Below are 25971 nucleotides of genomic sequence, written 5' to 3'. Positions count from 1 at the left end.
CACGCAGCTGCGCGGCCGGCTCACGGCTCCAGAAGTTCGCGGATCCGTGCGGGATCGAGCAGCGCCGGGGCCGTGCCGTCTGCCTGCAGCACCGACCGGGCCAACCGCCGCTTCTCGTCCTGCAGGGTCAGGACCTTCTCCTCGATCGTGCCGGAGGCGACGAACCGGTAGACGCTGACCGGTGAGGTCTGGCCGATCCGGTGGGTGCGGTCCACGGCCTGTTCCTCCACCGCGGGGTTCCACCACGGGTCCAGCAGGAAGACGTAGTCGGCCTCGGTCAGGGTGATGCCGGACCCGCCGGCCTTGAGGCTGATGAGGAAGGCGTCCTGGTCCCCGTGGCGGAACTCCTCGAGCACGCGTTCTCGGTCCCTTGTGGTGCCATCGAGGTAACTGGTGGTGATCCCGGCACCCTCGAGGATCGCCTGGACGATCTTGAGGTGGCCGGTGAACTGGCTGAACACCAGAGCGCGGTGCCCTGTGGCCGAGGTCTCGCGCAGCCGTTCGACGAGTTCGGCGGTCTTGGCGGAGGGCTCCTCGACGGTGCCGGGATCCGTGGCGAGCAGCCGCAGTCGGGTCAGGCAGGCGAGGATCTCGACGCGATTCCGGTCAGGATCGGCGAGCAGGCCCATGATCCGCAGGCGCTCCCGGTTCAGGACGCGGGAATAATGGTCGGCGGCCTGCGGATGCAGAGGCTGTGTCAGCACGTCCTCGGACTTCTCGGGAAGATCCGTCGCGACCAGCTCCTTGGTGCGTCGCAGCATCGATGGAGCGATGCGCGTGCGCAGCTCCTCCAGGAGCTGGGCGTCGCCGGCCTTCTCGATCGGCTTGCGCCAGGTGGCGTTGAACTCCGCCAGCGAGGGCAGCAATCCCGGGGCCGTCAGGGCCAGCAGCGCCCACACGTCCTGCAGCGAGTTCTCGACCGGAGTGCCGGTGATCGCGAAGGTGACCTCGCGCCTCAGGTGCCTCACGGAGCGGTGCAAGCGCGAGAGCGGATTCTTCGCCGCCTGGGCCTCGTCGAGCACCACAGCTGCCCAGTCGACACCGCTGTAGACGTCCTCATCCAGGCGCAGCAGGTGGTGGGAGACGACGTAGACGTCGGCCGGTTCCTCGTCGGCCACCGCCCCGGGCAGGCGCTGGGTGATCACCCGTACCCGCAGGTCGGGAGTGAACAACTCGCTCTGCTGCGCCCACGTGGACAGCACGGAGCGCGGTGCCGCCACCAGCACGGGTCGCTCGTCGCGGCGCCGGTGTCGACGGATCGCCGCCAGCAGCTGGAGGGTCTTGCCCAGCCCCATATCGTCCGCCAGGATCCCGCCGAGCCCGACGTCCCATCTGGCAGACAGCCACTGGTAGCCCTCCAGTTGATAGGGGCGCAGGGTGGCGTGGACGCCCTCGTCGAGCGGTTCCTCGGAGAGGTCGGCCGGGATGACGGCGCCGAGCCCCTCGCGCCACCGCTCCGCCTCGCGCTGCAACCTCGAAAGATCGTGCAGCTCTTCCAGGAGGTCGAGGTCGTGACGATTGATGCGCAGCCGGCCCTCGTCCGGAAGCGCGGCCGCTCTCTCGAGCAGCCGGCGCAGCGCCGCCATCTGCGGTGTGAACAGGTCGAGGTAGTGGCCTGCGGGTGTGACCAGCAGCGGTTCGCCGCTCAGCAGGGCATGGATCAGGGTACTGACCGCTACCCGCTCGTCGCCGACCCTGATAGCACCGGACAGGTCGAGCCAATCCCGCCGGTCGGTCTGGATGATGTCCCAGTCGATCGTCGGCTGCTCCTCCTCGACGAATTGGGGCGCGTCCTCCGTGGTCAGCACGATCGCGAGGTCGTGCTCGGACAGAGCACGCTGGACGGTGAGCGAGAAGCGGCACGCCTCGACGAGGTCGAGGTCGCGCGGGGCACGGTCGAGCCATCGCTCGAGGCCGTCGATATCGCGCTTCAGTCGTGCCAAGGTCTCGAGTTCGTCGCCGGGACGTCGCCCGCCGTCGATAGAGGGCGCGAGCTCGAAGACATGGCGCATTCCGTCGCCGTCGCCTCCCCCGTATGTCCACCCCCAGGTGAGACGGAGTCCCTGCGTCGCGCGGGACGTGAGCGTCGCGACCAGCCGGATCGGGTCGGGAAGCTCCGGAGGAGGACCGCTGAGTTCCCCGGTCGAGTGGTCCGGGCTGCGCTGGACGTGCACCGGTGCCACGTCTCGCAAGGTCGGCAATGCCCTTTCGGTGAAGTCGTCGATATCTCCTCGGGGAACCCAGAGATCGCCCTGCTGGGCGAGCGCGATGAGAGAGGGATCAGCCACGACCGGGGCCACCACGGTGTTCGCCGTCGCGGTGGCCAGCACGGCATGCACCGGCCGTCCCAGCAGTCGCCATCGCCGGATGCCGCGGTTCCGGGGCCACACCGGCTGGGCTCGCACCGTCAGCCCGTCGCCGGCCGCAGCCACTCTGGTCTCGAATATTACCGGCTCCCGATCCAGGTGCAGATCGCCCTCGGCCTCGACCTCGAGTCCGACGTCGACCGCGCTCTCCAACAGGGACCAGATCTCCGGGCCCATGTGATCCAGCGGCACCTCCCGGGTTTCGAGCGTGCGGAACCGCATCAGGGTGCGCAGTACGGACTGCTGCTCGGGCGGCAGCGAGTCGAGGTTCTTGCGGATCTCGTCCCAGCCGAGATTCTGGTGCCACGTGCCCTTCTGGGTCCGACGGGACGGCCGCACCGCCACGCCGCGGTCCGCGTAGGTACCGGGACGGTCGATGGTTCCGATCACCAGCCCGGTCACCACCGGCGAGTTCGCCGGGCGGCCCCCGGTCGACGAAGCGCGTCGGTCGCGACCCTCCAGCGCGGCGCTCACGGGCTCACGCCAGAGCGTGCGCGTACGGCCTTCAGCCAGGGCACGCAGGGCCGTGGCCACGTGCTGGCATCGGCCGTGGCCGCATGAGCACTGCGAGGGTGAACCTGCCACGTACAGCGGATTCTGCACGTGTGCCGTGGTGCCGTCGGGAAAGACCAGCTCAGCGCGCAGGTGCTTGGAAGGCGTCGCGCACGCCGGGATCACCCCGTGCTCCAGCTCCTGCCCGGCGCGTTCCCACTGCCAGGGCTGCAGACCCATCTGCGCAGGGCGGATCCCGGACCACAGGCCGTGGTCGCGACCGGCGGGCCCGGATGAGCCGCCCTCACGAGCGGCAGCGAGGTCGTCGTCGGCATCGGGCCGGTCCGGGTGTTCGTCGAGCATGCGGCGAGTGTGGCAAGCCGCCGATCCCGCTCGTAGGGGCCTGTGGACGCGTAGTGGTTGGGGAGGAACAGTTGCGGCTTCGTCCTGCCCTCGGGCGCTGGGGTCCCGGCAACGGGCCTTTCCGCGATGCCCACCCGTACGAGGAGCATTCCGCGTCGGCCCCGCGAGCCAGCTCACTGTTCGCTGAGCGCCGCCTCCAGTCTCTCCACGAAGGCCACCTGAGCCGGGTTCAGCTTCTCGCGCGCAACATCCGGTGAGCACCACATCGCCCGGTCGACCTCCGGGAAGCTCTGGACGCGCCCGGATCTCGGTGGCCAGGCCATCTCGAACGTGTTGCTCCGGACCGTCGTGACGTCGACATCGCCCTCGACCGCGTAGCCGGTCACGATCTTGCCGCTCTTCAGCCGCACCTCGCCAAGGTCGAGCACCGGACCGTCGGGCGGCGAGCTGCCCATCTCCTCGGCGAACTCGCGCCGCGCCGCAGCCACGGGCTCCTCGTCGGGGTCGTACAGCCCTTTGGGCAGGGACCAGGCGCCGGCATCCTTCGCGGCCCACAGCGGTCCGCCGGGATGGACGATGAGCACTTCGAGCCCGTTGCTCCCGGTGCGGTGGACCAGGAGCCCGGCGCTTCTCTGCGTTCGTGATGAGGGCACGCGACCAGTGTGCCTGACCGTTATCGACAAGAGGCCCGGGTATTCACGCCGCAGCGTCTATCGGGGTCCGCGTGAGCGACGGGCGAGTCGGCGCATCGGCGGCCGGGACGGGCTTCCCGCGTCGGGCGGCGACGTCGGTCACGAGGCGCTGGAGATGGGTCTCGAAGGCCACCAGTCGACTGACCAGCACCACCACCGGCGCGCCGACGCCTGCCGCGGCGAGACGTTCATGGTCACGAGCCGTCGTGAGGGCCGGCGAGAGGGACAACCCGTCGACGTGGTCGCGCAGCGCCTGGACGGTGGCGGCGCTGAGGCCATGGACCTCGCTGCGGATCGGGTCGGCCGCGGTGATCCGTGGATCCGCTCCCTTGGCGCGGTGCCAGTCCGCCAGAGGACCGCTCCCCTGCCAATCGGCGACCACGGCCGCGAGGGCATGCAGCACGGGCAGAGGCACCGGCTGTTCGCGCCGGTACAGCGCGTCATATGCCTCGCGCGTCCCGGCCAGAACCTCAGGCGTCAGGTCAGCGAGCGAGCCCTGCTCGTCGGGCGAGTCACGAAGAATGGCATCGAGAATCTGATCGGCTTCCAGGGCGGAATTGATTCGGCTCATAGAGTCACCTTATGCCCGCCAGAAGCTGCACTATAAGGTCCGGACACGTGACCCCGAGCACATCGCCCGGACCTCGATGTTCGACCGGCACAGTCGCTGTGAGATCAGGCCAGGCGTGCCGGCGGGCCGGTGTGCTGCACGTCGCCGATGAACCACATGTCCGTGCCGGCGCCTCCGGCGACGAGGTCGCGGCCCTGCGAGGCGACCGGGAGTTCGCCGAGCGCACGGCTGCGACGCAGCAGGCCCGCGAACCAGGCGACGTACCCCGGATCATCACTGGTGGCCTCGACCGGCGGGATCACGGCGAGGATCCGCTCTGCGATCGTCTCGGCGCTGGTCCGGGTGACCAGTGTCGACTCTGCGAAGCTCCACTCATCGCGGAGTGCTCCGCCGAACGAGCCGCGAGCCACCTTCGTGACGTCCCGCAGCTGGTCGAGGGAGTCGCCCACCTCAGCGTCCCGCCCGACGTGCACCCGCAGGTGCATGCCCGACGGGGACAGGGCGGGGAGGAATCTGATCCGGTGGTAGCCGCGCTCGTGGAGCACCGCCACCGCGTCCATGATCCGCCAGACGATCGCGCAGGTCACGGCTCGCCCTGCCAGGGAGTCGTAGACGGAGACGGGGAACGGCACCGTGTAGTAGGTCCGCTTCTTCGCCGCCGCGAGCCGCTCGCTCAGCATGTCACCCGAGAGGTCGAGCAGCCGCATCCGCAGCGGATCACCGGAGCGGACGTTGTCGACCACGTAGAGATGGAAGTTGCGTTGGGTCCGCCCGGCCTCCACCTGGGGCTCCTCGAGCCAGAGGTCATCGCCGCGAGCGGATTTTCCGTAGGCCTTGACCTCGATCAGCCGCTCTTCGCCCGTCCCGTCGTCGGTGCTGACCATGTCGGCGGGGCTGCCGGGCACATGGCGGGTGTCGCGTGCCGTCCGGCCTGCGGCTGCTTCGTACGCGGTCACGAATTCGACCGCGGCGTCCTCGACCTGTCTGTTCGTCATCGAAGTCAGACGCGTACTGCGCGGTGCGGGGCTCATGTGCTGATCATGTCAGGCACACCTGCCGCGCGATACCGATCCGGGCCGCTCACCCCTCCAGCCACCTCGGCTCGACCAGCGTGGTGCGGGGCCCGGCTCCGTCCACGCGCAGCAGGCGCACGAGCTCCTGGACCGCGAGCTCGCTGATCTCCACCCGCCGCGGGTCGATCTGGGGCACGGCGGCCAGCAGCGGGCTGACGTCCCGGAGGTCCTCTCCGCTCAGCGCGATCAGCATGCGGGTGTCATCGACCAGCGCGCCATCGGCGGCCATGGCGAACAGCGCCTGGCGCACCCCGGTGATCCCGAACAGGGCCGTGCGCTCACCGGGCCGCGTCAGCCGCAGAGCCCGGTGGGGGATCTTCGCCAGGGGCCCGGCGTCGAGAACCACGTCGAGGTCGGTCTCGTCGGCGTAGTCCTCGATGCCGGCGAGGAAGCGGGCGACATCATTGCGCTCGCGCTTTCTTCCCGGGGCACCGAACAGCAGCAGGCGGGCGCACCCCTCCTCGACCGCGCGATCGACGATCATTCGACCCAGCAGCTCGAAGTCCAGATCGACGACGGATCCGTGGGGGAACTCGTCCGGCTTGCCGATGGTCACGAACGGCAGACCGGAATCGATCACAGCGTTCACACGCTCGTCGTGCCGGCCCAGCTCCATGAGGATCAGCGCCTCGCACACGCCGGTGCGGACCACGCGATCGATGCCGCGCGCGCCCTCCTGCGCGGTCACCAGCAGGATGTCGTAGCCGTAGCGCTGGGCCTCACGGGCGATGGCGCCGATGAACATCATCAGCACGCCATCGTCCGCGTCGGCCTCAGGGACCATCAGTCCGATCACGCCGCTGCGCTGGGAGCGCAGGGTGCGGGCACCGGAGTTGGGGTGGTAGCCGAGCTTGTCGATCGCGTTCTCGACCCGCCGGCGGGTGGCCTCGGAGATGGGGCGGGAGCCGGTGAGCACGTAGCTCACCGTCGATTGGGAGACACCGGCCAGACGGGCGACGTCCTGGCTCGTCGGCGGCTTCTTCCTCACGGGTGCGGCTCCTCCTCCATCGTCGCGATGCTGCGCCCGGCGAGCTAGTGCATGCTGAGACCGGAGGTGCCAGTCTTCCACGTGGCCAGCGCCGTGCTGCGCCCGTCGGCCGCATCCAGGACGCGGGCGGACTCGAGCGCCTCATCCAGCACCTCGGCAAGCTGGACGCTGCGACCCTCGTCCGCCGCGCGCACGGCCGCCTCGACGATCGCCTGGGTCCATATGTTGCCGTGGACCTCGCTCGCCGGCCTCGCCCCGGTGCGCAGCGCCTCGCAGAACTCGGCGAGGGATGCGTCCAGCTCCCAGCGGGCTCCGGCCGACGGTTCGCGGCCGCTCACCGGGTCCTCACCTTCGCTCTGGGCCGACGGTGGCCGCTCACCGTCCCAGGCGACGGATCCTCGCGGGCAGCTGATCGTCCATTCACCGTTCCAGCTCGTCTCCCGGCCCGGCGCGCACCAGGAGCCGCTGTACGTATGCACCGCGCCGCTGTCGTAGGTGATCACCACGGTGGCGGCGGCGTCGCCCGCGTACCAGCTCCATGGCGGGTTCGATGAGTTCGCGGTGACCGAGACGGGGTTGCCGTCCACGAGGACGCGCCCGGCGTCGAAGGCGTGGATCGCCATGTCGATGATCAGCGGATGGGCCATCTCCTCGCGGAAACCGCCGAAGCGCGGCGCCCGGTAGAACTGCGTGTCGAGGATCCCGGCGCCGCCGAGCTCGTCGGCGAGGCGCCGGGCCTCGTGCAGATGCGGGTTGTTGCGGCGGGACTGGGAGACCATGAACAGCTTCCCCGTGGTCTCGGCGTGACCGGCCAGCGAGACGGCCTCGGCGAGGGTGGCCGCGCAGGGCTTCTCCCCCAGCACCGGGTAGCCGGCGTGGAGGGCGTCGGCGGTGACCGGGTGGTGCGCGGCCGGGATCGTCACGTCGATGAGCGCGTCGGCGCCCGCTTGGCGAGCAATGGCCAGCGGGTCCGTGCCGGCGAGGATCCCCGGGCGTTCGTGCTCGGGGACCACTTCGGTGACGGCGTTCTCGGCGGTCCCGTCGATCACGTCGGCGACGCCGACGAGCTGCGCGGCCTCGGAGGCGAGCACGGTACGGATCCATGCCCGGCCCATCCCGCCGGCGCCGACGACGACGACTCTCACGGGCGAGTGCTCGTCGCCGGTGGCCGCGGTCGTCCCGGCATCGGGACGGGAACCCTCATGTGCAGACCTGTCGGCGGCGCTCATGCGCCCTTCCCGGCGGCCGCGGCGTCACCCACACCCTGGCCCGCGGTCCCCTTGACGAACCATTCCGTCTCGAAGCGGTCCAGCACCGGCACCTGGCGGTCCGCGACGGCCGGCCGGGCCCACCCGACTCCGTTGGCGATCACACGGCGTACCTCGGGCTGCTGGTAGACGGGGTAGTCCTGGTCGCCGGGGCTGAAGTAGAAGATCTTGCCCTTGCCCCGGCGGAACGTGCACCCGGAGCGGAATACCTCGCCGCCGCTGAAGGAGGAGACGAACACGAGCTCGTCGGGCACGGGGATGTCGAAGTGCTCCCCGTACATCTCCTGCTCGGGAATGATGATCGGGTGCGGGATGCCTTCGGCGATGGGGTGGCTGGGGTTGACGGTCCAGACCAGCTCGCGGTCGGCCTCGTTGCGCCAGCGCAGGGTGCAGGTGGTGCCCATGAGGCGGGTGAAGGGCTTGGACCAGTGCCCGGAGTGCAGCACGACCAGCCCCATGCCGGCCAGCACGTGCTTCTGCACGCGCTCGGCGACCTCGTCGGAGACCTCGTCGTGAGCCATATGGCCCCACCAGGTCAGCACATCGGTCTCGGCCAGCACCTCCTCGCTCAGACCGTGCTCGGGGTCATCGAGCAGTGCGATGCGCGTGGTGACGTCCTGGCCGTGGTGCTCGACGATGCCGTCACGGATGGCGGTGTGCATTCCGTCGGGGTAGATGTCCCGGACGCGCTGGTCGCGCTTCTCGTGGCGGTTCTCGCCCCACACGGTCACGCGCAGAGGCGGTGCGGTGGCGGAGGCGGAGGACGATGCAGCAGGGGTCGACATGGGTTGTCCTTTCGAGGGGGATGGTGGAGAGGGTCGGGCCTATTTCACGGCGCCGCCCGTGGCACCGGCGGCCACGTACTTCTGGGCGACGATCATGAGGATCACCGCGGGCAGCGAGGACAGCACCGCCGTGGACATCACGGCGCTCCAGTCGGTGTCGTTGGTGCCGATGTAGGTGTACAGGCCCAGCGTCACGGGCCGGATCGATTCGCCGGTGGTCAGGGTCAGGGCCATCAGGAAGTCGCTCCAGGCGAACAGGAACGAGAAGATGCCAGCGGTGATCAGCGAGTTGCGGCTGACCGGCATCACGATCGACCAGAACGCTCTCACGTGACCGCAGCCGTCGACGCGAGCGGCTTCGACGATGGAGGCCGGGAACGTCTCGAGGTAGGCGCGCATGATGAGGATCGCGAACGGGATGCCCTGCGAGGCGTCGGCCAGGATCAGGCCCGGGATCGAGTTCACCATCCCCAGCGGCGTGTAGACGGTGTACAGCGCGTTGGCGATAACGATGCCGGGAATCATCTGGCTGATCAGCACGAAGAACAGCAGCGCCGCAGTGCCCCGGATGCGGAACTGGGCGAGCGCATAGGCGCACGGGGCCGCGATCACGACGGACAGGGCGCACGCGCCGATCGCGACGATCAGCGAGGTGATGAGGTTCGGGCCCTGATCGGCGATCGCGCGGGAGTAGCCCGAGAAGTCCGGGTTCAGCGGGAGCCATTGGATGTTCAGGCTGTTGCCGGCCGGGGCCAGGGAGGCGTTGACCATCCAGTAGACCGGGAACAGCATGATCGCGACCAGGACGATGCCGATCACGGTGTGGAGGTAGGAGCGGCCCGGTCGGGTGCGGCGCGGGGCGCCGGAGAGGGCGGGCCCTGCGGAGTGGCCGGCGGGCGAGGCGGGAGCGGCGGTGCTCATCGGGGTCATCCGTTCTTCTCGGCGCCGGCGTTGGCGCGCAGGTAGACGAGGCTGAAGGCCAGGGCGATGAGGATCAGGATGTTGCTGAGCGCGGCGCCCTGACCGAAGTCGAACTCGACGAAGGACATCTCGTAGCTGCGGGTGGCGAGGGTCTGGGTGGCGTTGGCCGGGCCGCCGCCGGTCAGTCCGATGATCAGGTCGAGGACCTTGATCGTGTAGATCACCCCGAGCAGCAGCACCACGCTGACGACCGGCCGCAGCATCGGCAGGGTGATGTTCCAGAACGACGTCCAGCCCGTGGCGCCATCGAGCTGGCCGGCCTCGTAGAGCTCATCGGGAATGGATTGCAGGCCGCTGTAGAGCAGCACCACGTTGAACGGGATGCCGAGCCAGATGTTCACGATGATCACGGCGATCAGCGCTGTATCGGAGCTGTTCAGCCAGGGGATCGGGTCGGAGATCAGTCCGATCCCGGTGAGGAACTCGTTCAGTGCCCCGTTGTCCTGCTCCAGGATCCATCGCCACACCGCTGCCGAGACGATCATCGGCAGCAGCCACGGCAGCAGCAGCAACGAGCGCAGGAACCCGGACAGGGGGAACTTCTTGCGGAAATACAGTGCCAGGCACATGCCGAGCACGAACTGCCCGATGATGGAGCCGACCGTGAACAGTCCGGTGTTGCCCAGGGCCCGCAGGAAGATCGGATCGGAGAACGTGGCGGCGTAGTTGTCGAGGCCGACGAACGGGGCCTGGCCGTTGAAGAACGTCGCGAAGTCGTAGTTCTGGAAGCTCATCACGACGTTCTTGATGATCGGGTATCCGAAGAACAGGACCATGTAGAGCGCGGCCGGGGCGATGAACGCGTAGCGCACCATGAGGTCCCCGCGATGGCGGCGCCGCCTGGGCGTCCGTGGCGCTCCGCCGGACTCCGCGAGCCCCGACCTCGCGGCGGTGGGCTGGGTGGTGGTCATCATCGATCTCCTCAGCTGACGGTCTTGGCGGCTTCGTCGAACGCGTCCGCCGGGTCGGTGTCATCAACCAGAACCCGCTGGTTGGCGGTGTAGATCGCCTTGGCGGTGCGGGGCCAGTCGGGGCCGAGCTGCGCCGTGCGGGAGCGGGCGGTGGAGACCTGGTCGACGAAGGTCCTCAGGTCGGGGTTCTCCTCGGCGAACCGCTCCGCAGCGTCGGCGTCACCGGGGATCGTGTTGCGCTCCCCCGCCATGTACAGCTGGTTCTCCGGAGCGACGAAAGCCTTCAGCAGCTCGGCGGCCTTGCGCTGCTTCTCCTCGTTCCCCGTGATCGGAACGGTCCACACCTCGCCGCCCAGGGGTGCGACGGAGTCGTGCTCGGCGGTGGGCACGGGGATGGTGACCACGTCCCACTCCAGGTCCGGGGTGTCCGCGGTCAAGCCGGCGATGTTCCACGGCCCGTTGATGCACATCGCGGCGTTGCCGGCCTTGAACTGGTCGATCACATCGCCCTGGCCCCAGTTCACGACCGAGCGCGAGGCGAGCCCATCGCGAACCATGTCGGACCAGAAGCGGGAGGCACCGAGCACTCCCTCCCCGTCCAGATCCGTCTCATCGCCGTCGTTGGACCACATGAACGGCATGAACTGGAACGTGCCCTCGTAGCTGGCGATCGCGGAGAACGCGAAGCCGTAGCGGTCCTCGGTGGTCAGCGCCTCCGCGGCGGCGCGCAGCTCGTCCCAGGTCGTGGGAGGTTCGACGCCCGCGTCCTCGAGCAGCTGGACGTTGTAGAACAGGGCGATGGTGTTCACGGTCGGGGCGATGCCGTACAGGGTCCCGTCGTACATCCCCAGGTCGGCGACCGGCGCGGTGAGCCCGTCCGTGGTGATCCCGTAATCCGCCAGCGGTGCCAGAGCCCCGGAATCGGCGACCTGCTGGACGTTGGGGTTGTCGAGCATCAGCAGGTCCGGCAGGGTGCGCGAGGACCCCATCTGCAGGACCTTGGCGATGAGCTGGTCCCCGGGCACGCGCTCCCGGGAGAAGCTGAGACCGAGCTCCTCGGCGCAGGTGGTGAAGGTGCCGTTGATGGCGACGTCATCGGCCGGGGTGTTGTAGTAGTCCACGATCCGGATGGAGTCCGGATCTCCTGTCCCGCCGCCGGATCCGCACCCGGCCAGGCCCAGCAGCCCTGGGGCCGCCACGGCACCGAGGCCGAGAGCCCGACGGGTCAGGCCCGAGCGAGGCGGCGCGGTCGCCTCGAGGCGTGCCGGACGGGCCCGGGCGGGCGGATGGGGGCGTCGTGGCCGGGAGTTCGAAGACATCTTCGTCCTGCTTCCTCTGTCTCACGTCGGGTGGTGCGCGACGCGTATCGATTCGTATCGATAACGGGGACAGTCGTCGACGATGGCGAATGGGTTGGCTGTATCTGGCGCAGCGATGCCCGCGTCCCGACACCGGGTGGGCTCGCTGCGACGACCGCCATCATGGCGCAGCTTCTGCGTGGACGCAAGGCTCGGAGAGTCGGAGAACGGGGGCGCCCGCGGAGCTCCGCGTGCCAAGCCTTGCCGTTCGCGCAAGCTCTGGGCAGCAGCAGCGGTCCGCGGTCGACCGTGACGCGCCATCGATTCGTATCACTGCGCAGGGCGAGGGCGTCGCTCCTCCGCTCCGTCACAACCGGCGCCCGGCACCGGCACCGGCACCGGCACCGGCACCGGGCCGAGCGTCCGTGGGAATCAGGGCAGAGAGATCAGCGCCTGGACCGGAGCGTGGTCGGAGGGGTAGGAACCGTCGCGGTCCCGCGAGACGTTGATGGCGGCCTCGTGGGTGGTGATGTCCTCGGTGGTCAGCACCCAGTCGATGCGCTCACCGTCCTCGACCGGGTCCTCGTACCCGGGGAACGTGCCCCACGCCGGGGTGACCTGCTGTTCGGCGCTGTCCCAGGTGTCGACGGTCGGGCCGTCGGTGACCAGGGTCGTGTAGGCCCCCGAGTCATGGGCGATGGAATTGAAGTCGCCGGTGACGATGGTGGGCAGCTCATCGAGCTCACCACCCTCGAACAGCTCGATCATGGCCTCGCCGCTCGTGATCCGGGCTGGCTCCGACTCATGATCGAAGTGGGTGTTGATCATGGCGAACTCCTCGCCGCTGGCCAGGTCCTTGAGTCGCGCCCACACGACGATGCGAGTGACGTTGTTGCCCCAGGTGGCCGAGCCGATCACGTCCGGTGTGTCCGAGAGCCAGAACTGGTTCCAAGCGAGCACGTCGAACCGCCGGGCGTCGTAGAAGATGGCGGAGTACTCGTCGTTGCTCCCACCCTGGCGGCCGTACCCCACCATGCGATGACGCGGCAGCGCTTCCTCCACTGCGCTGAGCTGGGCATACTTGGCTTCCTGGACCCCGAGAAGACAAGGCTGCTCGCGCTCGAGGAGGTCGATCAGGATCGGCCGACGGTCCGGCCAGTGGTCGGGATCGCCCGGCTGCGTCTCGGTGGAGCGGTCCAGGCGGATGTTGAACGTCATCACGTGGAGACGCCCACGCGTCGCCCTGCCGATCAGGGGCCGGTTCGGGCCGCCCTTGCCTGGCGCGGCGGGAGCAGCGGCCGCGGGTGCGGCGAAGGCAGCGGCGGCCGTGGCCCCGGCGGCGGCGGTGCCTAAGCCGGAGATGAGCGTGCGACGGTCGATCGGGCGGGCCATGAGGATCTCCTGAGGTGGAGGGGAACAGGGGCGCGAGCCAGCCTAGGAACGGCACCGGCGTCGCGGGCCCCGAGCCCTCGACAGTTCACGACCTCGGCACCTGGGCGTCATCGTCGACCTGACGTCGGCCCCGCTGCCGCGCCGGCCTCGTGGATCACAGACCCTGATCGTCGAGCCAGTGGTAGCCGTGAGAGACGACTTCGAAGGGATCCATCGCGGTGCGATCGAGCTCGACCAGGTTCCACTCGACCTGCGAGGGCAGTGCTGAGGCCGCCCCGGCGAGGTCGGCGCTCCCGCACCCTAGGGGCACTTGGTCCGCAAGGGGATCATCGCTGAGCCCGGGCCCGTCCTTGAAGTGAACGAGGCGGACCCGCTCACCCAGACTTTGCACCAGTTCCGGCAGGGAGCGTCCGGCGGTGTGCGCCCAATAGAGATCGACTTCAGCAACCACCGAGCCATCCAGTTCCTCGAAGAATCGGTCGTATCCTCGCGAGCCGTCCTCGAGCTCGGGCCAGTCCCACCAGTGATTGTGATAGCCCACGCGCACTCCATGCTGCCCGGCCTTGTCCGCGAGCCGGCCGAAGGCCTCGGCGAAACGCTGCACACCGTCCCTCCGGGCCAGGATGTCGCGGCCGAAGCCCAGGACGTGTTCCGGCACGCTTGCCAACGCGACGGAGGTGCCGACGATGGCCAGTTCTTCCAGCAGCCAATCCATTTCCGAGGGAGCCGGGAAACGCGTGTGCACGGAGCTGACATCCAGCCCGGCCCGATCGATACAGCGCCGGAGCATCTTCGCGCGGGTGAGGCGGTCCCCACGGGACAGCGACGGGTTCCCGAGCCCGAACGGCTCCACTCCTTCGAACCCGATCTCCGCCACCCGCTCCAGAGTGCGCTCCGCATCCTCGGCCAGTGCATCGCGGACCGCGTACAGTGCCAGTCCCCTGCGTGCCATGCTTGTCCTCCTCGACAACCGCTTCCTTACTGTCGTTCAGTAAGTATGGTGGCCGGGAACCGTCGAGGCAAGGAAGAATTCGCTGAACGGCGTCAGCTATCCCGAGGAGTAGTCCGTGAACCCACTTCGTAGTCGCACGGCCGCCGAGACGGCGATGGCGATCCTGGATCTCGTTCGCCGCGAGTCCCCGATCTCCCGTGTCGAACTGTCTCATGCGACAGGCCTTACGGAGACGTCGATCTCCAAGACCGTACGCCGCCTCCTCGAGGCCGGCCTGGTCGAGGAGGCCGGACGGGACTCGACGGGGCGCGGCAAATCGCGCACCATGCTGAAACTTGCGTCGACCGCCATGTATGCCCTCGGTGTCGTCCTGGACGACACCAGGATCAATTGCGTACTGACCGACTTCAGTGGCGCGATCCTCGCAGCGAGAGAGCTGACGGGAACGCGCGGAGAGCTTCCGCATGATGTGACCGAGCGTGTGGCCGCGGCCGTGCTCGAGATGCTCAGCGCCGCCGGGATCGACAGCTCCGACGTCGCCGGGGCCTGTCTGGCGAGCCCCGGGCGATTCGACGCGGAGAAGAAGAAGCTGCGCCTCTCCAGCGTCGCTGCCGAGTGGGAGCACTTCGACGTGCAGGAACAGTTCACCGAACTCACCTCCATCCCCGCCACCCTCGAGAAGGACTACGGCTGTGCCGCCCTCGCGGAGCACTGGGTGGCGCGCGATACCCCCTCCGATTTCGTGACCGTCTACGTCGCCAACGGCATCGGCGCCGGGATCGTCATCGACGGCGAGCTCTATGGCGGACTTTCGTCGAATGCGGGCGAGATCGGCCACCTGCCTCTGGACCCGGACGGTCCGGAGTGCAACTGCGGCAATCGAGGATGCCTAGAACGGATCGCGGCGCCCCAGTACCTGGTCCGGGCCGCGATGGCGCGGCCTGAGCTTGCGCAGCGGCTCGGGCTCGACGGTGCCCGCGACACCATCCGGTCGGATTTCGAGAAGCTCGCTCGCGGCGCCGCACGTGGGGACGACGGAGCGCTCGAACTCATCTCCGGCGCCGCCGAACGATTGGCACAAGCGGTGCTGGGTCTGGTCAATACCCTCGACGCCGGTGAGGTGGTACTCGCCGGCCCCGCTCTGGAGTTCGTCGGCGACATCTTCGCCGCCACGATCCAGGAGGCATTGGATCACCTGTCGTTCATGCGGCCGGTGCACAGCGTGTCGGTTCGCCTCTCCGGCCTGGGGCTCGATGGCGCGGCCCTCGGTGCGGCGATCGCCGTGCTCCGCAACGAGGCCGCGGCGGTCTGACCACCCTTACCGCCTGATCCTTGGGGCGTTCCGGATCCGCTGACCTGGCCGGCGGCCCCTCGCCTGCTCCCGCAAGCGTCGCCGACCCCTTAACACGTCTACTTACTCAGGTTTAGAAAGGTAACCCAGCCCATCGCCGCGTCATACAGCGAGTTCAACGAGGAGCTTCACCATGGGAACGTCACAGTCACCGCACATCTCTCGCCGCAGTGCACTCAAAGCCGGCGCCGCATCCTCCGCGGCCGCCCTCTCTGCGCCCGCTCTCGCCGCATGCGGAAGCGGCGGGGCCGGAGGCGGGAAGACGGAAGTCCGGATGTGGTCGTGGTACAGCGAGCAGCAGGAGGTTCTGCCGAAGGTGATTGAGGCCTTCGAGGCCGACCATCCCTCGATCACCGTCACCAACCGCATCTTCGGCAGCCCCGATCAGTACCTCCCAGCACTGCAGGCCGCCGTGTCCGGCGGCGATCTGCCGGAGATTTTCGCGCCGCACACCCGCGCACTGGAGTACGGCAGGAACGGAATCAGTCTGGACATCAAGGCAGAGCTCGGATCCGAGTTCACCGATCAGTTCTTCGAGTCCGCGAATAACCAATACACCGAGGATGGAGCGCAGTACGCCATCGGATGGATGGCCCAGACCTTCGGCATCTTCTACGATCCCGCACAATTCGAGGACGCCGGGATCGACGGGGAGCCGGAGACCTGGGACGACCTGATCACTGCCTCTGCTGAGCTGCGAGACAACGGTATCGCGCCCTTGGCTGCGTCGTTCAACCCCGGAACGAGCGGCCTGGACTTCTTCCTCCCTCTCATCACCCAGGTCACCGATGATCCGACGTGGTACCTCAAACTCGACAAGGGTGAAGAAGGCTTCGAGTACACCTCACCGGAGGTGATCGAGGCACTCGAGTTGTTCGAGAAGATCGTCCAGGGCGACGTGTTCCAGGAGGGCGCCGGAGCGACCCAGGGCCCCGAGGCCACACAACTGTTCTATACCGGCAGGGCAGCGATGCTCTTCAGCGGTTCATGGACTCCCCAGGGTCTCGTGCAGGATGCCGACCCGGAGTTCGTGGAGTCCTACAAAGTCATGAAGAATCCTGCGATCAGCAGTGGGGCGCAGCACTGGACAGCGAACCAGGCAGGAGCAGGCTGGGCTGTCAGCTCGGAAGAGAAGAACCGCGACGCCACCTTGGAGTTCCTCCGGTATCTCTACTCCGAGGAGCAGTACTCGAGGCTCATGAACGAATCCAACTCGATGCCCGCGACCAAGGCAGCTGCGGAGGACATCGAGAATCCGGTGATGGAGCAGATGACCTCCTGGCTGGTCGACGGCGACGGTTGCCCCCACATCCCGTTCGGCCCCGGGTCCTCCGAGGTAGGCGGTCCGCTCGCCAAGATCCTCGATGGCTCCGGCACTCCTGAGCAGGTCGCGCAGGAGATGCAGGATGCCGTGATGAACGCCCGCGGATCCGCATCATGACCTCCACGGCGACGCGTGAGTCATCATCGCCCCCTGCCGTACCCGGCAACAACGTTCGTCGTCGACGAGGAGTGCCCCCGATCCGCCGCAAGGAGATGCTTGCCGGTTATGGGTTCGTCGTACCCACTGTCGTGCTGTTCGTTCTCTTCGTCGGCTATCCGATCCTCCGCACCGTGTACCTCAGCACGACTGAATGGAGCGGGTTCGGCGAAGCGTCGTTCATCGGATTGGAGAACTACGCGCGGGCCGCCTCCGACCCCGTGACGCGCCGCGCATTCCTTCTCACCGTGGCGTGGGCACTGGTCACCACTGCCCTCCAGACCGCCATTCCCCTGGTGATCGCAGCCATGGTCGCGTCGGTCCCTGGCCCGATCTCGGTGCTCGTCCGCACCGCTCTCTTCATGCCGGGAATCGTCTCCTTCGTGGTCTCCGGCGTCCTGTGGAGACTGATCTATGACCCGAACTTCGGGACCCTTAACGCCGCCATCCAGAATCTCGGGTTTGAGAGCTTCAACCATCCCTGGCTCGGATCTGCGAACTCGGCGATCCCGGCGCTCATGGTAGTGGCAGTGTGGCAGGGGCTCGGAATGAGCATGCTCATTCTCTTTGCCGGCATCCAAGGGATCGATCCAGGCCTGCAAGAGGCTGCGATGGTCGATGGCGCGGGCACGCTCCAGCGATTCCGGCACGTGACGTTGCCCAGCCTCCGATACGTCACCGCGATCGTCATTGCCCTGAACCTCATGAATGGGTTCAAAGTCTTCGATCTGATCTATGTCATGACCGGCGGCGGCCCGAACAACAGCACTCAGGTGTTGGGCACCTATCTCTACGACCTCGCCTTCGGCTCGACCTCGGGCTCGGTCCCACAGCTGGGCTACGCCTCTGGTCTGTCGGTGATCGTCATGGCTCTGTGCACCGTCGCCGTGCTGTTCCAGATGCGGCTGAGCAGGAGGGCCTCCCGATGAGCACATTGAGCGCATCCAGCACCACAAGCACATCGAGCACCTCACGCGGATCGAACACGTCGATGCGCACACAGGCCCGAGCGGGACGGTGGCTGAACAGCACCATCCTGCTCATCATCAGCATCGCGACCGTCTACCCCTTCGTCTGGATGATCCTCACCTCGATCCGGGAGTCCAATTCGGTCTTCGGTGGCTCCTTCCTGCCAGAGCGGATCACCTTCGATGCGTATGCCAGAGTCCTCGAGTTCACCGGCTTCATCGGCCACTACTGGAACTCCATCTGGATGACCGTCGCGACCTGCAGCATCGTCCTCGTGCTCGCCACACTGTGCGGCTATTCGTTCGCGAAGCTACGTTTTCCGTTCAAGAACACGATATACATCGCGCTCTTGTCGACGCTGATGATGCCGGGCACGGCGCTCATCATTCCCGTGTATCTGCAACTGCGCACCTTCGGTCTACTGGACACGCAGCTCGGCCTCATCATCGTCTACGCGTCCGGGGCCGCACCGTTCTCCATGTTCCTCATGCGAGCCTTCTTCGAATCGTTGCCCGATGAGCTCGTCCACGCTGCGCGTGTGGATGGAGCGGGAGAGCTGATCGTGTTCCTGCGCGTGGTTCTCCCTCTGGCCCGGCCAGGCATCGCCACGGTACTGATCTTCCAATTCCTCACGACGTGGAACGAGTTTCTCATGGCCAACACGATCCTACAGAGCCCCGAGAAGCTACCACTGCAGCCCATTTTGTTCTCCCTTCAAGGGGAATACTCCACGGACTGGACGACACTCAGTGCCGGCTTAACCCTCTCGGCAATTCCCGTCGTCCTCGTCTATGTCTTCCTCCAACGACAGTTCGTCGCCGGGATGACGCTAGGCGCAGTCAAGAGCTGACAATCACCAACCCAAGAGAATCGAGACACCATATGAGCATCGAATCGATCATCGTGAATGTTCGCGACGTCACCACGTCCCGGACCTTCTACGAGAAGCATCTTCAGGCCGAGGTGCTGGAGGAGAGCACCGATCACGCTCTGCTGGACGTGGTCACCGCGACGATCCGTCTCCAGCGCGTCGACGGCAGTCTTGAGTCGGCGTGGTCGACCGACGATCTGCACCGCGGCTTCCGTCATATCGGCTTCAAGGTCTCCGACACGGATCGACTCTTCGCCCAGATCGAATCCGACGGAGCTGCGATCCACCTCGCACCGATCGATGCCACCGGTGGTGTGCGCATCGCCTTCTTCTACGATCCGGACGGAACTCTCCTCGAACTGGTGCAGGGCGATCTGAAGTATCACGAGGTCGTGGATGAACAGCTAGTGGAAGCGGAGCATGCGCTCGGGGTCCCGCAGCGCCCCCGCTTCGACCACGTTGCCGAGACCGTCGAGAGCTTCGAACAGACGGAATCCTTCTACGCCCCGCTCGGCTTTCGGCACCACGGGACCATCGAGCAAGCGCACGATCCGCGAGGCTTCCGCATCCGGTTCCTCAAAGAGTCCGACAGCGTGCTCGAGATCTTCACCTACGACGCCGAGACGGTCTCGCCGCAGCATCGTCCCGGCGCTCCCGGCTTCGACGCCGTCGTGCTCCGCGACGGCGGGGGATGGCCGCCGGCCGGTTCCACGCCGGTGTCCGATGCGGCCCTCGATCCGGACGGTCTCCCCCTGCGCCGGGCCGGCGCATGAGCTCAGCCGGCCTCCCCCGGCCAGGGGCCTCAGCATGGACCCGCCCGCTCGGCCGTACCCAACTGCGGGTCTCCGCGCTCTGTGCAGGTGGCGGCGTGCTGGGATCCGTTCCCCAGATCTTCGGTTACGAGGTCAGCCGGGACGACGCCTCCGAACTTCTGGCCGCACTCTTCGATTCGCCGATCACGTTTATAGACACCTCCAACGGGTACTCCGGAGGTGAGAGTGAGAAGCGCATCGGCGACGCTGTGCGCAAATATGGCGGCGTGCCCGCGGATATGGTGATCGCCACGAAGGTCGATGGGCGTGACGGCGAGTACTCCGCCGAGCGGGTGCAAGCGTCTATCTCGGAATCTCAGCGAAGACTCGGTATCGACGCATTCCCCCTGCTGCATCTGCACGATCCCGAGTACTATCCGGACGTTGACTTCTTCGCGCCCGGCGGTGCCGTCGATGCTCTGCTCGCAGCGCGACGGGACGGGGTGGCAGAGCATCTCGGGATCGCCACGGGAAGCATCGAGCTGGCTCACCGATTCCTCGATACGGGGGCCTTCGACGTGCTGCTCATGCACTCCCGGTACACACTGATCGATCGCAGCGCCGACGCGCTGTACGACCGAGCCGCAGCCGACGGGGTCGGCATTATCAATGCTGCCGTGCTCGGCGCTGGAGTCCTCGCCCGCCCTCAAGAGCCTCATACGCTCTACGGGTATCTTCCCATCAGGGATGAGGTCCTGCACGCCGCGCGACGGATGGAGGCCGTCGCAGATTCCGCGGGAGTAGCCCTTTCGACGCTGGCCCTACAATTCTCCGTGCGAGATCCGCGAATCTCATCCACCGCCGTCGGATTCAGCAAGGCGTCCCGCATCGCTCAGACTCTTGACGCCCTCGCGACGGAGGTCGCACCGGAGGTCTGGGACGAGATCGAGGAGCTCGTGCCCGCGCAGGAGTTCTGGTTGCATTGAGGGCCGCCGCCCAGCGCACCCGGACCGACCACCCGGTCAAGACGGTCACGCCGGTGCCATCCGCGATTACTGAGCGTTCGCGCTGGTCAAATCAAGGTTCGATCTCGGACGCCCGGTCACCTCGTCCCAGTACCAACTCTTCCTTGCACAGCCGGACGCCGCGCGGTTGAGACCTCTTCGGCGGCGCTCATAGGATCGCGCTCACCGATGAACATGTGAGCTGGCGCACCGGCGAACTCGGCTAGGAGAGGCACCGCGATGAGCGATCCGTCGAACCAGGACCCCACCAGTAAGCACCGCGAGGAGGGTTTCGAGAAGCAGGACATGGCCCAGCCCGGGCTGACCGGTGACATGTCCGCCCAGCCCGACCACGGCGAGGAGAGCTATGTCGGGACCGATCAGCTCACCGGCAAGGTCGCTCTGATCACAGGCGGCGACTCCGGGATCGGGCGCGCCGTCGCCATCGCCTATGCCCGCGAAGGGGCCGACGTCGCGATCGTGCATCTGCCCGAGGAGCAGGCCGATGCCGACGAGACCAAGAGCTGGGTCGAGAAGGCGGGCCGGAAGTGCCTGAGCCTCCCCGGTGACGTCCGTGAGGAGCAGTTCTGCACAGAGGCCGTCGAGCGCACGGTCAGCGAGCTGGGCCGCCTGGATCTCGTCGTGCTCAACGCCGGCTATCAGAAGGACCGCGAGGGCTTCGACAAGCTGCCCACCGAGGAGTTCGATCGAGTCTTCAAGACGAACCTCTACGGTCTGATCTGGACGGCACGAGCAGCCGTGCCGCACTTGCAGGAGGGCAACTCGATCATCACCACCTCCTCCGTCCAGGCGTATCAGCCGAGCCCCACGCTCATCGACTACGCGATGACGAAGGCCGCGCAGGTCGCCTTCACCCAGGCACTCGCTCAGGAGCTGGGTCCCAAGGGCATCCGCGTGAACGCCGTGGCTCCGGGCCCGATCTGGACGCCGCTGATCCCGGCGACCGGGTGGCCCGAGTCCCTGCCCGAGTTCGGTCAGAGCACGCCGCTGGGGCGGGCCGGGCAGCCGGCCGAACTGGCGGGGGCCTACGTCTACCTGGCTTCGGAGCAGTCCTCGTACGTCTCGGGCGCGGTGCTGCCGGTCACCGGCGGCAAGGGGGTCTGAGCGAAGAGTTGCCCTCCCGCCACCGATCTCGAAGCAGGCCGCCACCCACAGCGGCGCTCCACTGCAGAAGGAGAGCACCATGATTCAGCGCGGAAGCGACAAGAACGGACCGAACCTCGACGACGAGCTCAAGCACGAGACCAGCGGCATGGTCGACGGCACCCAGCCCGACCACGTCGAGGAGTTCCGCCAGACCGAGCCGATGCCGGACGACACCGACGCCGACGAGGTCGAGGATGCAGCCGGTATGACCGGCAACGAGGTCGACGCCGAGCTCGTCTGGGAAGAGGACAGCGAGAACCCAGGCGCATCAGACGCCTGACCGGGCACGACCCACACAGACGCTCCCGTTCGACGTCACGTGATCTCGGACGGGAGCGTTCCCTTGCCGGGGAGCCTCCCTCACGGTCCGCAGTGGTGCAGGATTCAGCAGTCCGCGACGAGCCGAAGCAGGACGCGGGCACCGAACCGGATCGCGTCGACCGGGACACGCTCGTCGATGCCGTGGAACAGCGGAGCGAAGTCGAGGTCGGCGGGCAGCTGCAGCGGAGCGAAGCCGTACCCGTCGATGCCGATCTGCGCGAGCTGCTTGTTGTCGGTGCCGGCGCTGAGGCAGTAGGGCACGAGTTCGGCGCCCGGATCCTCGGCGAGGATGGAGCGGTGCATCGCATCGACGAAGGGCGTCTCGTGCGGCGCGTCCAGCGAGATGCCGATCTTGTCGACGATCACCTCGACATGCTCGCCGGAGAGCTCGTCGATCAGCGCCAACAGGTCGTCCTGGTGCCCGGGCAGGAAGCGGCAGTCCAACTCCGCCTCGGCCGTCTGCGGGATGACATTGCCCTTGTACCCGGCGTGGAAGGTGGTCACGTTCGCGCTGTCGGCGAGGGTGCCGGTGACGAACTGGCGGGCCCCACCCAGCAGCGGCAGGAAGGACTCGACGTCCTGTTCGTCCCATGGGGTGCCGGTGATCGAGGTGACCCGGTCGAACAGCGTGCGGACGCTCGCCACGTACTCGCGCGGGAAGACGTGGTCGTCGATCGCCGCGACGGCCCGCGAGAGACGCACGATCGCGTTCTCGTCGTTGGGTACGGAGCCGTGGCCGGCGCGGCCGGTGGCTCGCAGCCGCATCCACGCGTACCCCTTCTCCGCGGTCTGGAGCAGGTAGGCGCGCACATCCTGCCCAGTCGCCCGGTCCGGAAGGGTGATCGAGTAACCGCCCACCTCGCTGATCGCCTCCGTGCATCCCTCGAACACGTCGGGGCGATTGGCGATCATCCAGCGCGATCCGTAGGTCCCGCCCGCCTCTTCGTCGGCGAACATGATGATCACCAGGTCGCGCGGCGGCTTCTGGCCGGTTCGGGCGAGGTGACGGACGACGGCGAGGATCATGCCGTCCATGTCCTTCATGTCCACCGCGCCGCGGCCGTAGAGGACGTCGTCGACGATCTCGGCGGCAAAAGGATCCACTGACCAGTCCTCGGCGTGAGCCGGCACCACATCGAGGTGACCGTGGATGACCAGACCGCCGCGCTCGCGATCCGATCCCGGGACCCGCACGACGACGTTCGCGCGGCCGGGCCGGGATTCGATGATCTCCGGTGCCAGGCCGACCTCTTCGAGCTGGGCGACGACGTAGTCAGCGGCCGTGCGCTCCCCCGGTCCCCACGTGGCCGGATCGTGGCCGCCGTAGTTGCTGGTGTCGATGCGGATCAGATCGCGCGTGATGCGCACGGCCTCGTCCTGAACGAGGGCGAGCTGCTCATCGGTGGCGGCGGTGATGGTCACCGGGGTTCCTTCCGTCGGGGTACTGCGGTGGGTCCTGCAGCAGCGGGGCCAGCTGCACGATAGTGGGGCGGTCCGTGCCCGGGGGCGTCCCGGGGACGGCGACGTCCGCGCCTGCGCGGTGGTCGACCCCGAGCAGTGAGCGGATCCGGTCAGCCCGGGCGGCATCACCGGTGGCTGCGACCAGCTTGTCGCGCAGGGCGGGCGCGGGCAGCGGGTTCTCCGGTGCCCCGAGTGGCCGATCGGCATGCGCCGTCAGGGTGCGGCCATCGGTGGTGCGCAGCACGACCTCCGTCCAGAAGTCTCGACGGCCGGCGCCAGCCCGGGCAGGGCTGCTCGACCCGGCGGGACCACCTGACACGGGAGGATCCTCGGGCGCGGCGGGGCCCGCCTGGCTCCGGAGCCCAGGGGCTCCGGCGGGCGCGGGAACGTGTTCCCGGCGGATCCGGGCGCCGACCTCTGCGACCAGCGGGTCCAGGCTGCCTCCGGCGAGATGCTCGAGGGAAGGCTTGTGACCCAGGAGGATCAGGGCGACGACGGCCTCGACGCTGAAGCGGGCTTCCTCTGCGGTCCGCGGAGCCGTATGGATCAGTGCCGCATCAGCGCCCGGGCGCATCCGCACGGTCACCGAGGCGATCTCTCGTGCGCGCTCAGAGGCGGATCCCTCGAGCCCGGCCGCGAGGGCGAAGGCGGCATCGGACGCGGCCATCGCTGCTGAGCAGAAGGGGTAGCGCTTGAACCAGAGACCGGGGTCCAGCAGCGCCCAGGCGGTGCCGGGGGCCGGGCCGGTGGAACCGTCGATCCGAGCACCGGAGCCGCTGCCCACGGCGTCCCGGGCCATCCGTGGCGTCCCGAGACCGGCCACCACCGCACGCCGTCCCTCCTCGGGGACGCCGTGAGCGGCGAGCAGCCCGGCGGGGCCGAGCACGGCGTCCTCGGCCGTGCGGAGGCCCGCCTGGGCCCAGCCGACGGCGTCGACGCCGCTCTGGGATGCGAGACCGGCGTGCAGCGGCTTACCCGAGGTGCCGAACTGCGCACGCACACCCCCGGCCCTCGAGGCGGCGACGGAAAGTGCTGTGGCGACCTGGGAGACGGGCAGGGAGCGCAGGTGCGCTCCGGCGGCCGCCGCCGCGACCGCACCGGCGGTTCCGGTGGGATGCCATCCCGCCTGGTAGTGCATCGGCCCGAGAGACTCGCCGAGTCGGGCCATCACCTCCAGCCCGACGGTGTAGGCGGCCAGCAGCCGGTCGATCGGGTCGTCCGGGCCGGCCAGGGCGAGGAGGGCGGGCACGAGCACCGCGGAGGGGTGGCCCCGAACCAGTTCATGGGTGTCGTCGAGATCGAGCAGGTGAGCCTGGAATCCGCCGACCAGGGCTGCGCGCGATGGTGACAAGGCGTGCCCGCTGCCGATCACAGCCCGCGGGTCTGCCGGGGTGCCTTCGGCCAGGGCCCAGTCCAGGAGCCCGTCGCGATCTGCACGGGCGGACGGGTCGGCGTCGACGGCGAAGGATGCGGCGATGACATCGGCCACCGCCGTGCCGGCCGCGTCCCGCAGCCAGTCTGCGCAGGAGGGGTCCGAGAACGGGTCGGCCTCGTGCACGGCCCGGGCGAGAGCGTCCCGGACGGACTCGTCGGCGCTCTCCGGAGCGTTCACGCTCACCCCAGCGGACCCCTCGTATCCAGTGGAGAGCGGCCCAGGCCCGGGGCCTCCTCCCCCGGCTCCTCGGCGCTCTGTCCGGCCGCCGGCGCGGGCGGCCGTGGACCGCTGGTCTCACGCAGGAACCGCTGTGTGCGCTCCTCGCGCGGGGTCGAGATGACCTCGCGAGCCGGTCCCTCCTCGACGATGCGGCCTCCATCGATGAAGACCACGCGATCGGCGACGTCGGCGGCGAAGGCCATCTCGTGGGTGACGATGACCAGGGTGATGTTCTGCTCTGCGAGGTCCTGGATCACGGCGAGCACCTCCCCGACCAGTTCGGGGTCCAAGGCGCTGGTGGGTTCGTCCAGCAGGATCGCCGAGGGCTGCGCACCCAGGGCACGGGCGATCGAGACACGCTGCTGCTGCCCGCCGGACAGCGTCACCGGGAACTGCTGCATGGTCGTCTCGGCGATGCCCACGCGCTCGAGGAGCTCGCGCGCCCGCGAGGCGGCGTCCGCCTTCGAGGTCCCGCCGGCGGTCATCGGGTCCATGACATTCTGCAGCGCCGTGCGATTGCGGAAGAGGTTGTAGCTCTGGAACACCATGGCTGTCTTCGAGCGCAGCGCTCGCTTCTGAGGGCCCGTGATGCGGGGCGCGACGACGCTGACGTCGTCGATGCCGATGGTCCCCGTGTCGGGGGCCTCCAGCAGGTTCAGGCAGCGCAGCAGGGTGGACTTCCCCGAGCCGGAGGGCCCGATGATCGCGACCACCTCGCCGGTCCCGACCTGGAGATCCACGCCGTCCAGGACGGTGTTCTCTCCGGACCTGCCGTGAAAAGTCTTGCTGAGGTCTTTGACGTCGATCAT

23 protein-coding genes are annotated in these 25971 nt (G+C 68.1%); 8 read left to right on the top strand and 15 right to left on the bottom strand.

All coding sequences use genetic code 11. The features are described from left to right. Window positions 1–20: 20 nt before the first annotated feature. The 12 genes from ACFQRJ_RS02525 to ACFQRJ_RS02470 all read right to left on the bottom strand — a co-directional run bounded on the left by ACFQRJ_RS02525 (window position 21) and on the right by ACFQRJ_RS02470 (window position 14132). On the bottom strand, window positions 21–3221 hold the full coding sequence (locus ACFQRJ_RS02525; protein ID WP_377016704.1) for a DEAD/DEAH box helicase: 3201 nt from the start codon (window positions 3219–3221) through the stop codon (window positions 21–23). Window positions 3222–3394: 173 nt separating this feature from the next. Next, window positions 3395–3874: an NUDIX domain-containing protein gene (locus ACFQRJ_RS02520; protein ID WP_377016702.1), complete on the bottom strand. Its 480-nt coding sequence runs from the start codon at window positions 3872–3874 to the stop codon at window positions 3395–3397. Between the two features lie 43 nt (window positions 3875–3917). Then, window positions 3918–4484, bottom strand: a complete 567-nt coding sequence (locus tag ACFQRJ_RS02515; RefSeq protein WP_377016700.1) for a hypothetical protein — start codon at window positions 4482–4484, stop codon at window positions 3918–3920. 104 nt (window positions 4485–4588) lie between these two features. Then, a complete protein-coding gene (locus ACFQRJ_RS02510) occupies window positions 4589–5479 on the bottom strand; it encodes a protein NO VEIN domain-containing protein (protein ID WP_377016698.1) in 891 nt (296 codons plus the stop codon). Window positions 5480–5564: 85 nt separating this feature from the next. Then, window positions 5565–6545, bottom strand: a complete 981-nt coding sequence (locus ACFQRJ_RS02505; protein ID WP_377016696.1) for a LacI family DNA-binding transcriptional regulator — start codon at window positions 6543–6545, stop codon at window positions 5565–5567. Between the two features lie 44 nt (window positions 6546–6589). Beyond that, the gene (locus tag ACFQRJ_RS02500) at window positions 6590–7774 is read right to left on the bottom strand and encodes a Gfo/Idh/MocA family protein (protein WP_377016694.1); all 1185 of its coding nucleotides are present in this window, start codon (window positions 7772–7774) and stop codon (window positions 6590–6592) included. Further along, on the bottom strand, window positions 7771–8598 hold the full coding sequence (locus ACFQRJ_RS02495; protein WP_377016692.1) for a ThuA domain-containing protein: 828 nt from the start codon (window positions 8596–8598) through the stop codon (window positions 7771–7773). Before ACFQRJ_RS02495 ends, ACFQRJ_RS02500 begins: the two co-directional genes overlap by 4 nt. A gap of 39 nt (window positions 8599–8637) precedes the next feature. Then, window positions 8638–9519, bottom strand: a complete 882-nt coding sequence (locus ACFQRJ_RS02490; RefSeq protein WP_377016690.1) for a carbohydrate ABC transporter permease — start codon at window positions 9517–9519, stop codon at window positions 8638–8640. Between the two features lie 5 nt (window positions 9520–9524). Continuing rightward, complete coding sequence (locus tag ACFQRJ_RS02485) at window positions 9525–10493, bottom strand: carbohydrate ABC transporter permease (protein ID WP_377016688.1); 969 nt, start codon at window positions 10491–10493, stop codon at window positions 9525–9527. 8 nt (window positions 10494–10501) lie between these two features. Then, complete coding sequence (locus tag ACFQRJ_RS02480) at window positions 10502–11809, bottom strand: extracellular solute-binding protein (RefSeq protein WP_377016686.1); 1308 nt, start codon at window positions 11807–11809, stop codon at window positions 10502–10504. Between the two features lie 411 nt (window positions 11810–12220). After that, window positions 12221–13180 (bottom strand): endonuclease/exonuclease/phosphatase family protein, encoded by a 960-nt coding sequence (locus ACFQRJ_RS02475; protein ID WP_377016684.1) that lies wholly within the window; start codon window positions 13178–13180, stop codon window positions 12221–12223. A 154-nt stretch (window positions 13181–13334) separates the two neighbouring features. Then, window positions 13335–14132 (bottom strand): sugar phosphate isomerase/epimerase family protein, encoded by a 798-nt coding sequence (locus tag ACFQRJ_RS02470; RefSeq protein ID WP_377016682.1) that lies wholly within the window; start codon window positions 14130–14132, stop codon window positions 13335–13337. Window positions 14133–14247: 115 nt separating this feature from the next. On the opposite strand from ACFQRJ_RS02470, the gene ACFQRJ_RS02465 reads away from it, so the two are divergent. The 8 genes from ACFQRJ_RS02465 to ACFQRJ_RS02430 all read left to right on the top strand — a co-directional run bounded on the left by ACFQRJ_RS02465 (window position 14248) and on the right by ACFQRJ_RS02430 (window position 22006). Next, a complete protein-coding gene (locus ACFQRJ_RS02465; protein WP_377016680.1) occupies window positions 14248–15444 on the top strand; it encodes an ROK family protein in 1197 nt (398 codons plus the stop codon). 172 nt (window positions 15445–15616) lie between these two features. After that, a complete protein-coding gene (locus tag ACFQRJ_RS02460; protein WP_377016678.1) occupies window positions 15617–16924 on the top strand; it encodes an ABC transporter substrate-binding protein in 1308 nt (435 codons plus the stop codon). Beyond that, window positions 16921–17892, top strand: a complete 972-nt coding sequence (locus tag ACFQRJ_RS02455) for a carbohydrate ABC transporter permease (RefSeq protein WP_377016675.1) — start codon at window positions 16921–16923, stop codon at window positions 17890–17892. The genes ACFQRJ_RS02460 and ACFQRJ_RS02455 overlap by 4 nt, the downstream gene beginning before the upstream one ends. Beyond that, window positions 17889–18782 carry a carbohydrate ABC transporter permease gene (locus tag ACFQRJ_RS02450; RefSeq protein WP_377016673.1) on the top strand — a complete coding sequence of 298 codons (894 nt, stop codon included), beginning with the start codon at window positions 17889–17891 and terminating at the stop codon, window positions 18780–18782. The genes ACFQRJ_RS02455 and ACFQRJ_RS02450 overlap by 4 nt, the downstream gene beginning before the upstream one ends. Window positions 18783–18814: 32 nt before the next feature. Then, a complete protein-coding gene (locus ACFQRJ_RS02445) occupies window positions 18815–19576 on the top strand; it encodes a VOC family protein (RefSeq protein ID WP_377016671.1) in 762 nt (253 codons plus the stop codon). A gap of 95 nt (window positions 19577–19671) precedes the next feature. Then, a complete protein-coding gene (locus tag ACFQRJ_RS02440) occupies window positions 19672–20541 on the top strand; it encodes an aldo/keto reductase (RefSeq protein ID WP_377016669.1) in 870 nt (289 codons plus the stop codon). A 258-nt stretch (window positions 20542–20799) separates the two neighbouring features. Further along, window positions 20800–21684: an SDR family oxidoreductase gene (locus ACFQRJ_RS02435; RefSeq protein ID WP_377016667.1), complete on the top strand. Its 885-nt coding sequence runs from the start codon at window positions 20800–20802 to the stop codon at window positions 21682–21684. A 79-nt stretch (window positions 21685–21763) separates the two neighbouring features. Continuing rightward, the gene (locus ACFQRJ_RS02430) at window positions 21764–22006 is read left to right on the top strand and encodes a hypothetical protein (protein ID WP_377016665.1); all 243 of its coding nucleotides are present in this window, start codon (window positions 21764–21766) and stop codon (window positions 22004–22006) included. Between the two features lie 104 nt (window positions 22007–22110). Here the strand turns inward: ACFQRJ_RS02430 and ACFQRJ_RS02425 are convergent, their stop codons facing one another. From ACFQRJ_RS02425 to ACFQRJ_RS02415, 3 genes are read right to left on the bottom strand one after another with little or no spacing between them, the layout of a single operon-like run. Then, on the bottom strand, window positions 22111–23469 hold the full coding sequence (locus tag ACFQRJ_RS02425) for a M20/M25/M40 family metallo-hydrolase (protein WP_377016663.1): 1359 nt from the start codon (window positions 23467–23469) through the stop codon (window positions 22111–22113). Next, window positions 23444–25126 carry an MmgE/PrpD family protein gene (locus ACFQRJ_RS02420; RefSeq protein WP_377016661.1) on the bottom strand — a complete coding sequence of 561 codons (1683 nt, stop codon included), beginning with the start codon at window positions 25124–25126 and terminating at the stop codon, window positions 23444–23446. The genes ACFQRJ_RS02425 and ACFQRJ_RS02420 overlap by 26 nt, the downstream gene beginning before the upstream one ends. Continuing rightward, window positions 25123–25971, bottom strand: a complete 849-nt coding sequence (locus ACFQRJ_RS02415) for an amino acid ABC transporter ATP-binding protein (RefSeq protein WP_377016659.1) — start codon at window positions 25969–25971, stop codon at window positions 25123–25125. The genes ACFQRJ_RS02420 and ACFQRJ_RS02415 overlap by 4 nt, the downstream gene beginning before the upstream one ends.

The organism is Brachybacterium sp. GCM10030252, from assembly GCF_042666535.1.
GTDB lineage: Bacteria > Actinomycetota > Actinomycetes > Actinomycetales > Dermabacteraceae > Brachybacterium.
This window is presented reverse-complemented; position numbering and strand designations above follow the sequence as displayed.

What these genes read in the sequence shown, in the direction of transcription:
- ACFQRJ_RS02450 (WP_377016673.1), top strand. Translation starts at nt 17,889, where the DNA reads ATGAGCACATTGAGCGCATCCAGCACCACAAGCACATCGAGCACCTCA.
- ACFQRJ_RS02445 (WP_377016671.1), top strand. Translation starts at nt 18,815, where the DNA reads ATGAGCATCGAATCGATCATCGTGAATGTTCGCGACGTCACCACGTCC.
- ACFQRJ_RS02435 (WP_377016667.1), top strand. Translation starts at nt 20,800, where the DNA reads ATGAGCGATCCGTCGAACCAGGACCCCACCAGTAAGCACCGCGAGGAG.
- ACFQRJ_RS02490 (WP_377016690.1), bottom strand. Translation starts at nt 9,519, where the DNA reads ATGAGCACCGCCGCTCCCGCCTCGCCCGCCGGCCACTCCGCAGGGCCC.
- ACFQRJ_RS02510 (WP_377016698.1), bottom strand. Translation starts at nt 5,479, where the DNA reads ATGACGAACAGACAGGTCGAGGACGCCGCGGTCGAATTCGTGACCGCG.
- ACFQRJ_RS02485 (WP_377016688.1), bottom strand. Translation starts at nt 10,493, where the DNA reads ATGATGACCACCACCCAGCCCACCGCCGCGAGGTCGGGGCTCGCGGAG.
- ACFQRJ_RS02460 (WP_377016678.1), top strand. Translation starts at nt 15,617, where the DNA reads ATGGGAACGTCACAGTCACCGCACATCTCTCGCCGCAGTGCACTCAAA.
- ACFQRJ_RS02470 (WP_377016682.1), bottom strand. Translation starts at nt 14,132, where the DNA reads ATGGCACGCAGGGGACTGGCACTGTACGCGGTCCGCGATGCACTGGCC.
- ACFQRJ_RS02415 (WP_377016659.1), bottom strand. Translation starts at nt 25,971, where the DNA reads ATGATCGACGTCAAAGACCTCAGCAAGACTTTTCACGGCAGGTCCGGA.
- ACFQRJ_RS02480 (WP_377016686.1), bottom strand. Translation starts at nt 11,809, where the DNA reads ATGTCTTCGAACTCCCGGCCACGACGCCCCCATCCGCCCGCCCGGGCC.
- ACFQRJ_RS02495 (WP_377016692.1), bottom strand. Translation starts at nt 8,598, where the DNA reads ATGTCGACCCCTGCTGCATCGTCCTCCGCCTCCGCCACCGCACCGCCT.
- ACFQRJ_RS02500 (WP_377016694.1), bottom strand. Translation starts at nt 7,774, where the DNA reads ATGAGCGCCGCCGACAGGTCTGCACATGAGGGTTCCCGTCCCGATGCC.
- ACFQRJ_RS02515 (WP_377016700.1), bottom strand. Translation starts at nt 4,484, where the DNA reads ATGAGCCGAATCAATTCCGCCCTGGAAGCCGATCAGATTCTCGATGCC.
- ACFQRJ_RS02455 (WP_377016675.1), top strand. Translation starts at nt 16,921, where the DNA reads ATGACCTCCACGGCGACGCGTGAGTCATCATCGCCCCCTGCCGTACCC.
- ACFQRJ_RS02525 (WP_377016704.1), bottom strand. Translation starts at nt 3,221, where the DNA reads ATGCTCGACGAACACCCGGACCGGCCCGATGCCGACGACGACCTCGCT.
- ACFQRJ_RS02430 (WP_377016665.1), top strand. Translation starts at nt 21,764, where the DNA reads ATGATTCAGCGCGGAAGCGACAAGAACGGACCGAACCTCGACGACGAG.
- ACFQRJ_RS02475 (WP_377016684.1), bottom strand. Translation starts at nt 13,180, where the DNA reads ATGGCCCGCCCGATCGACCGTCGCACGCTCATCTCCGGCTTAGGCACC.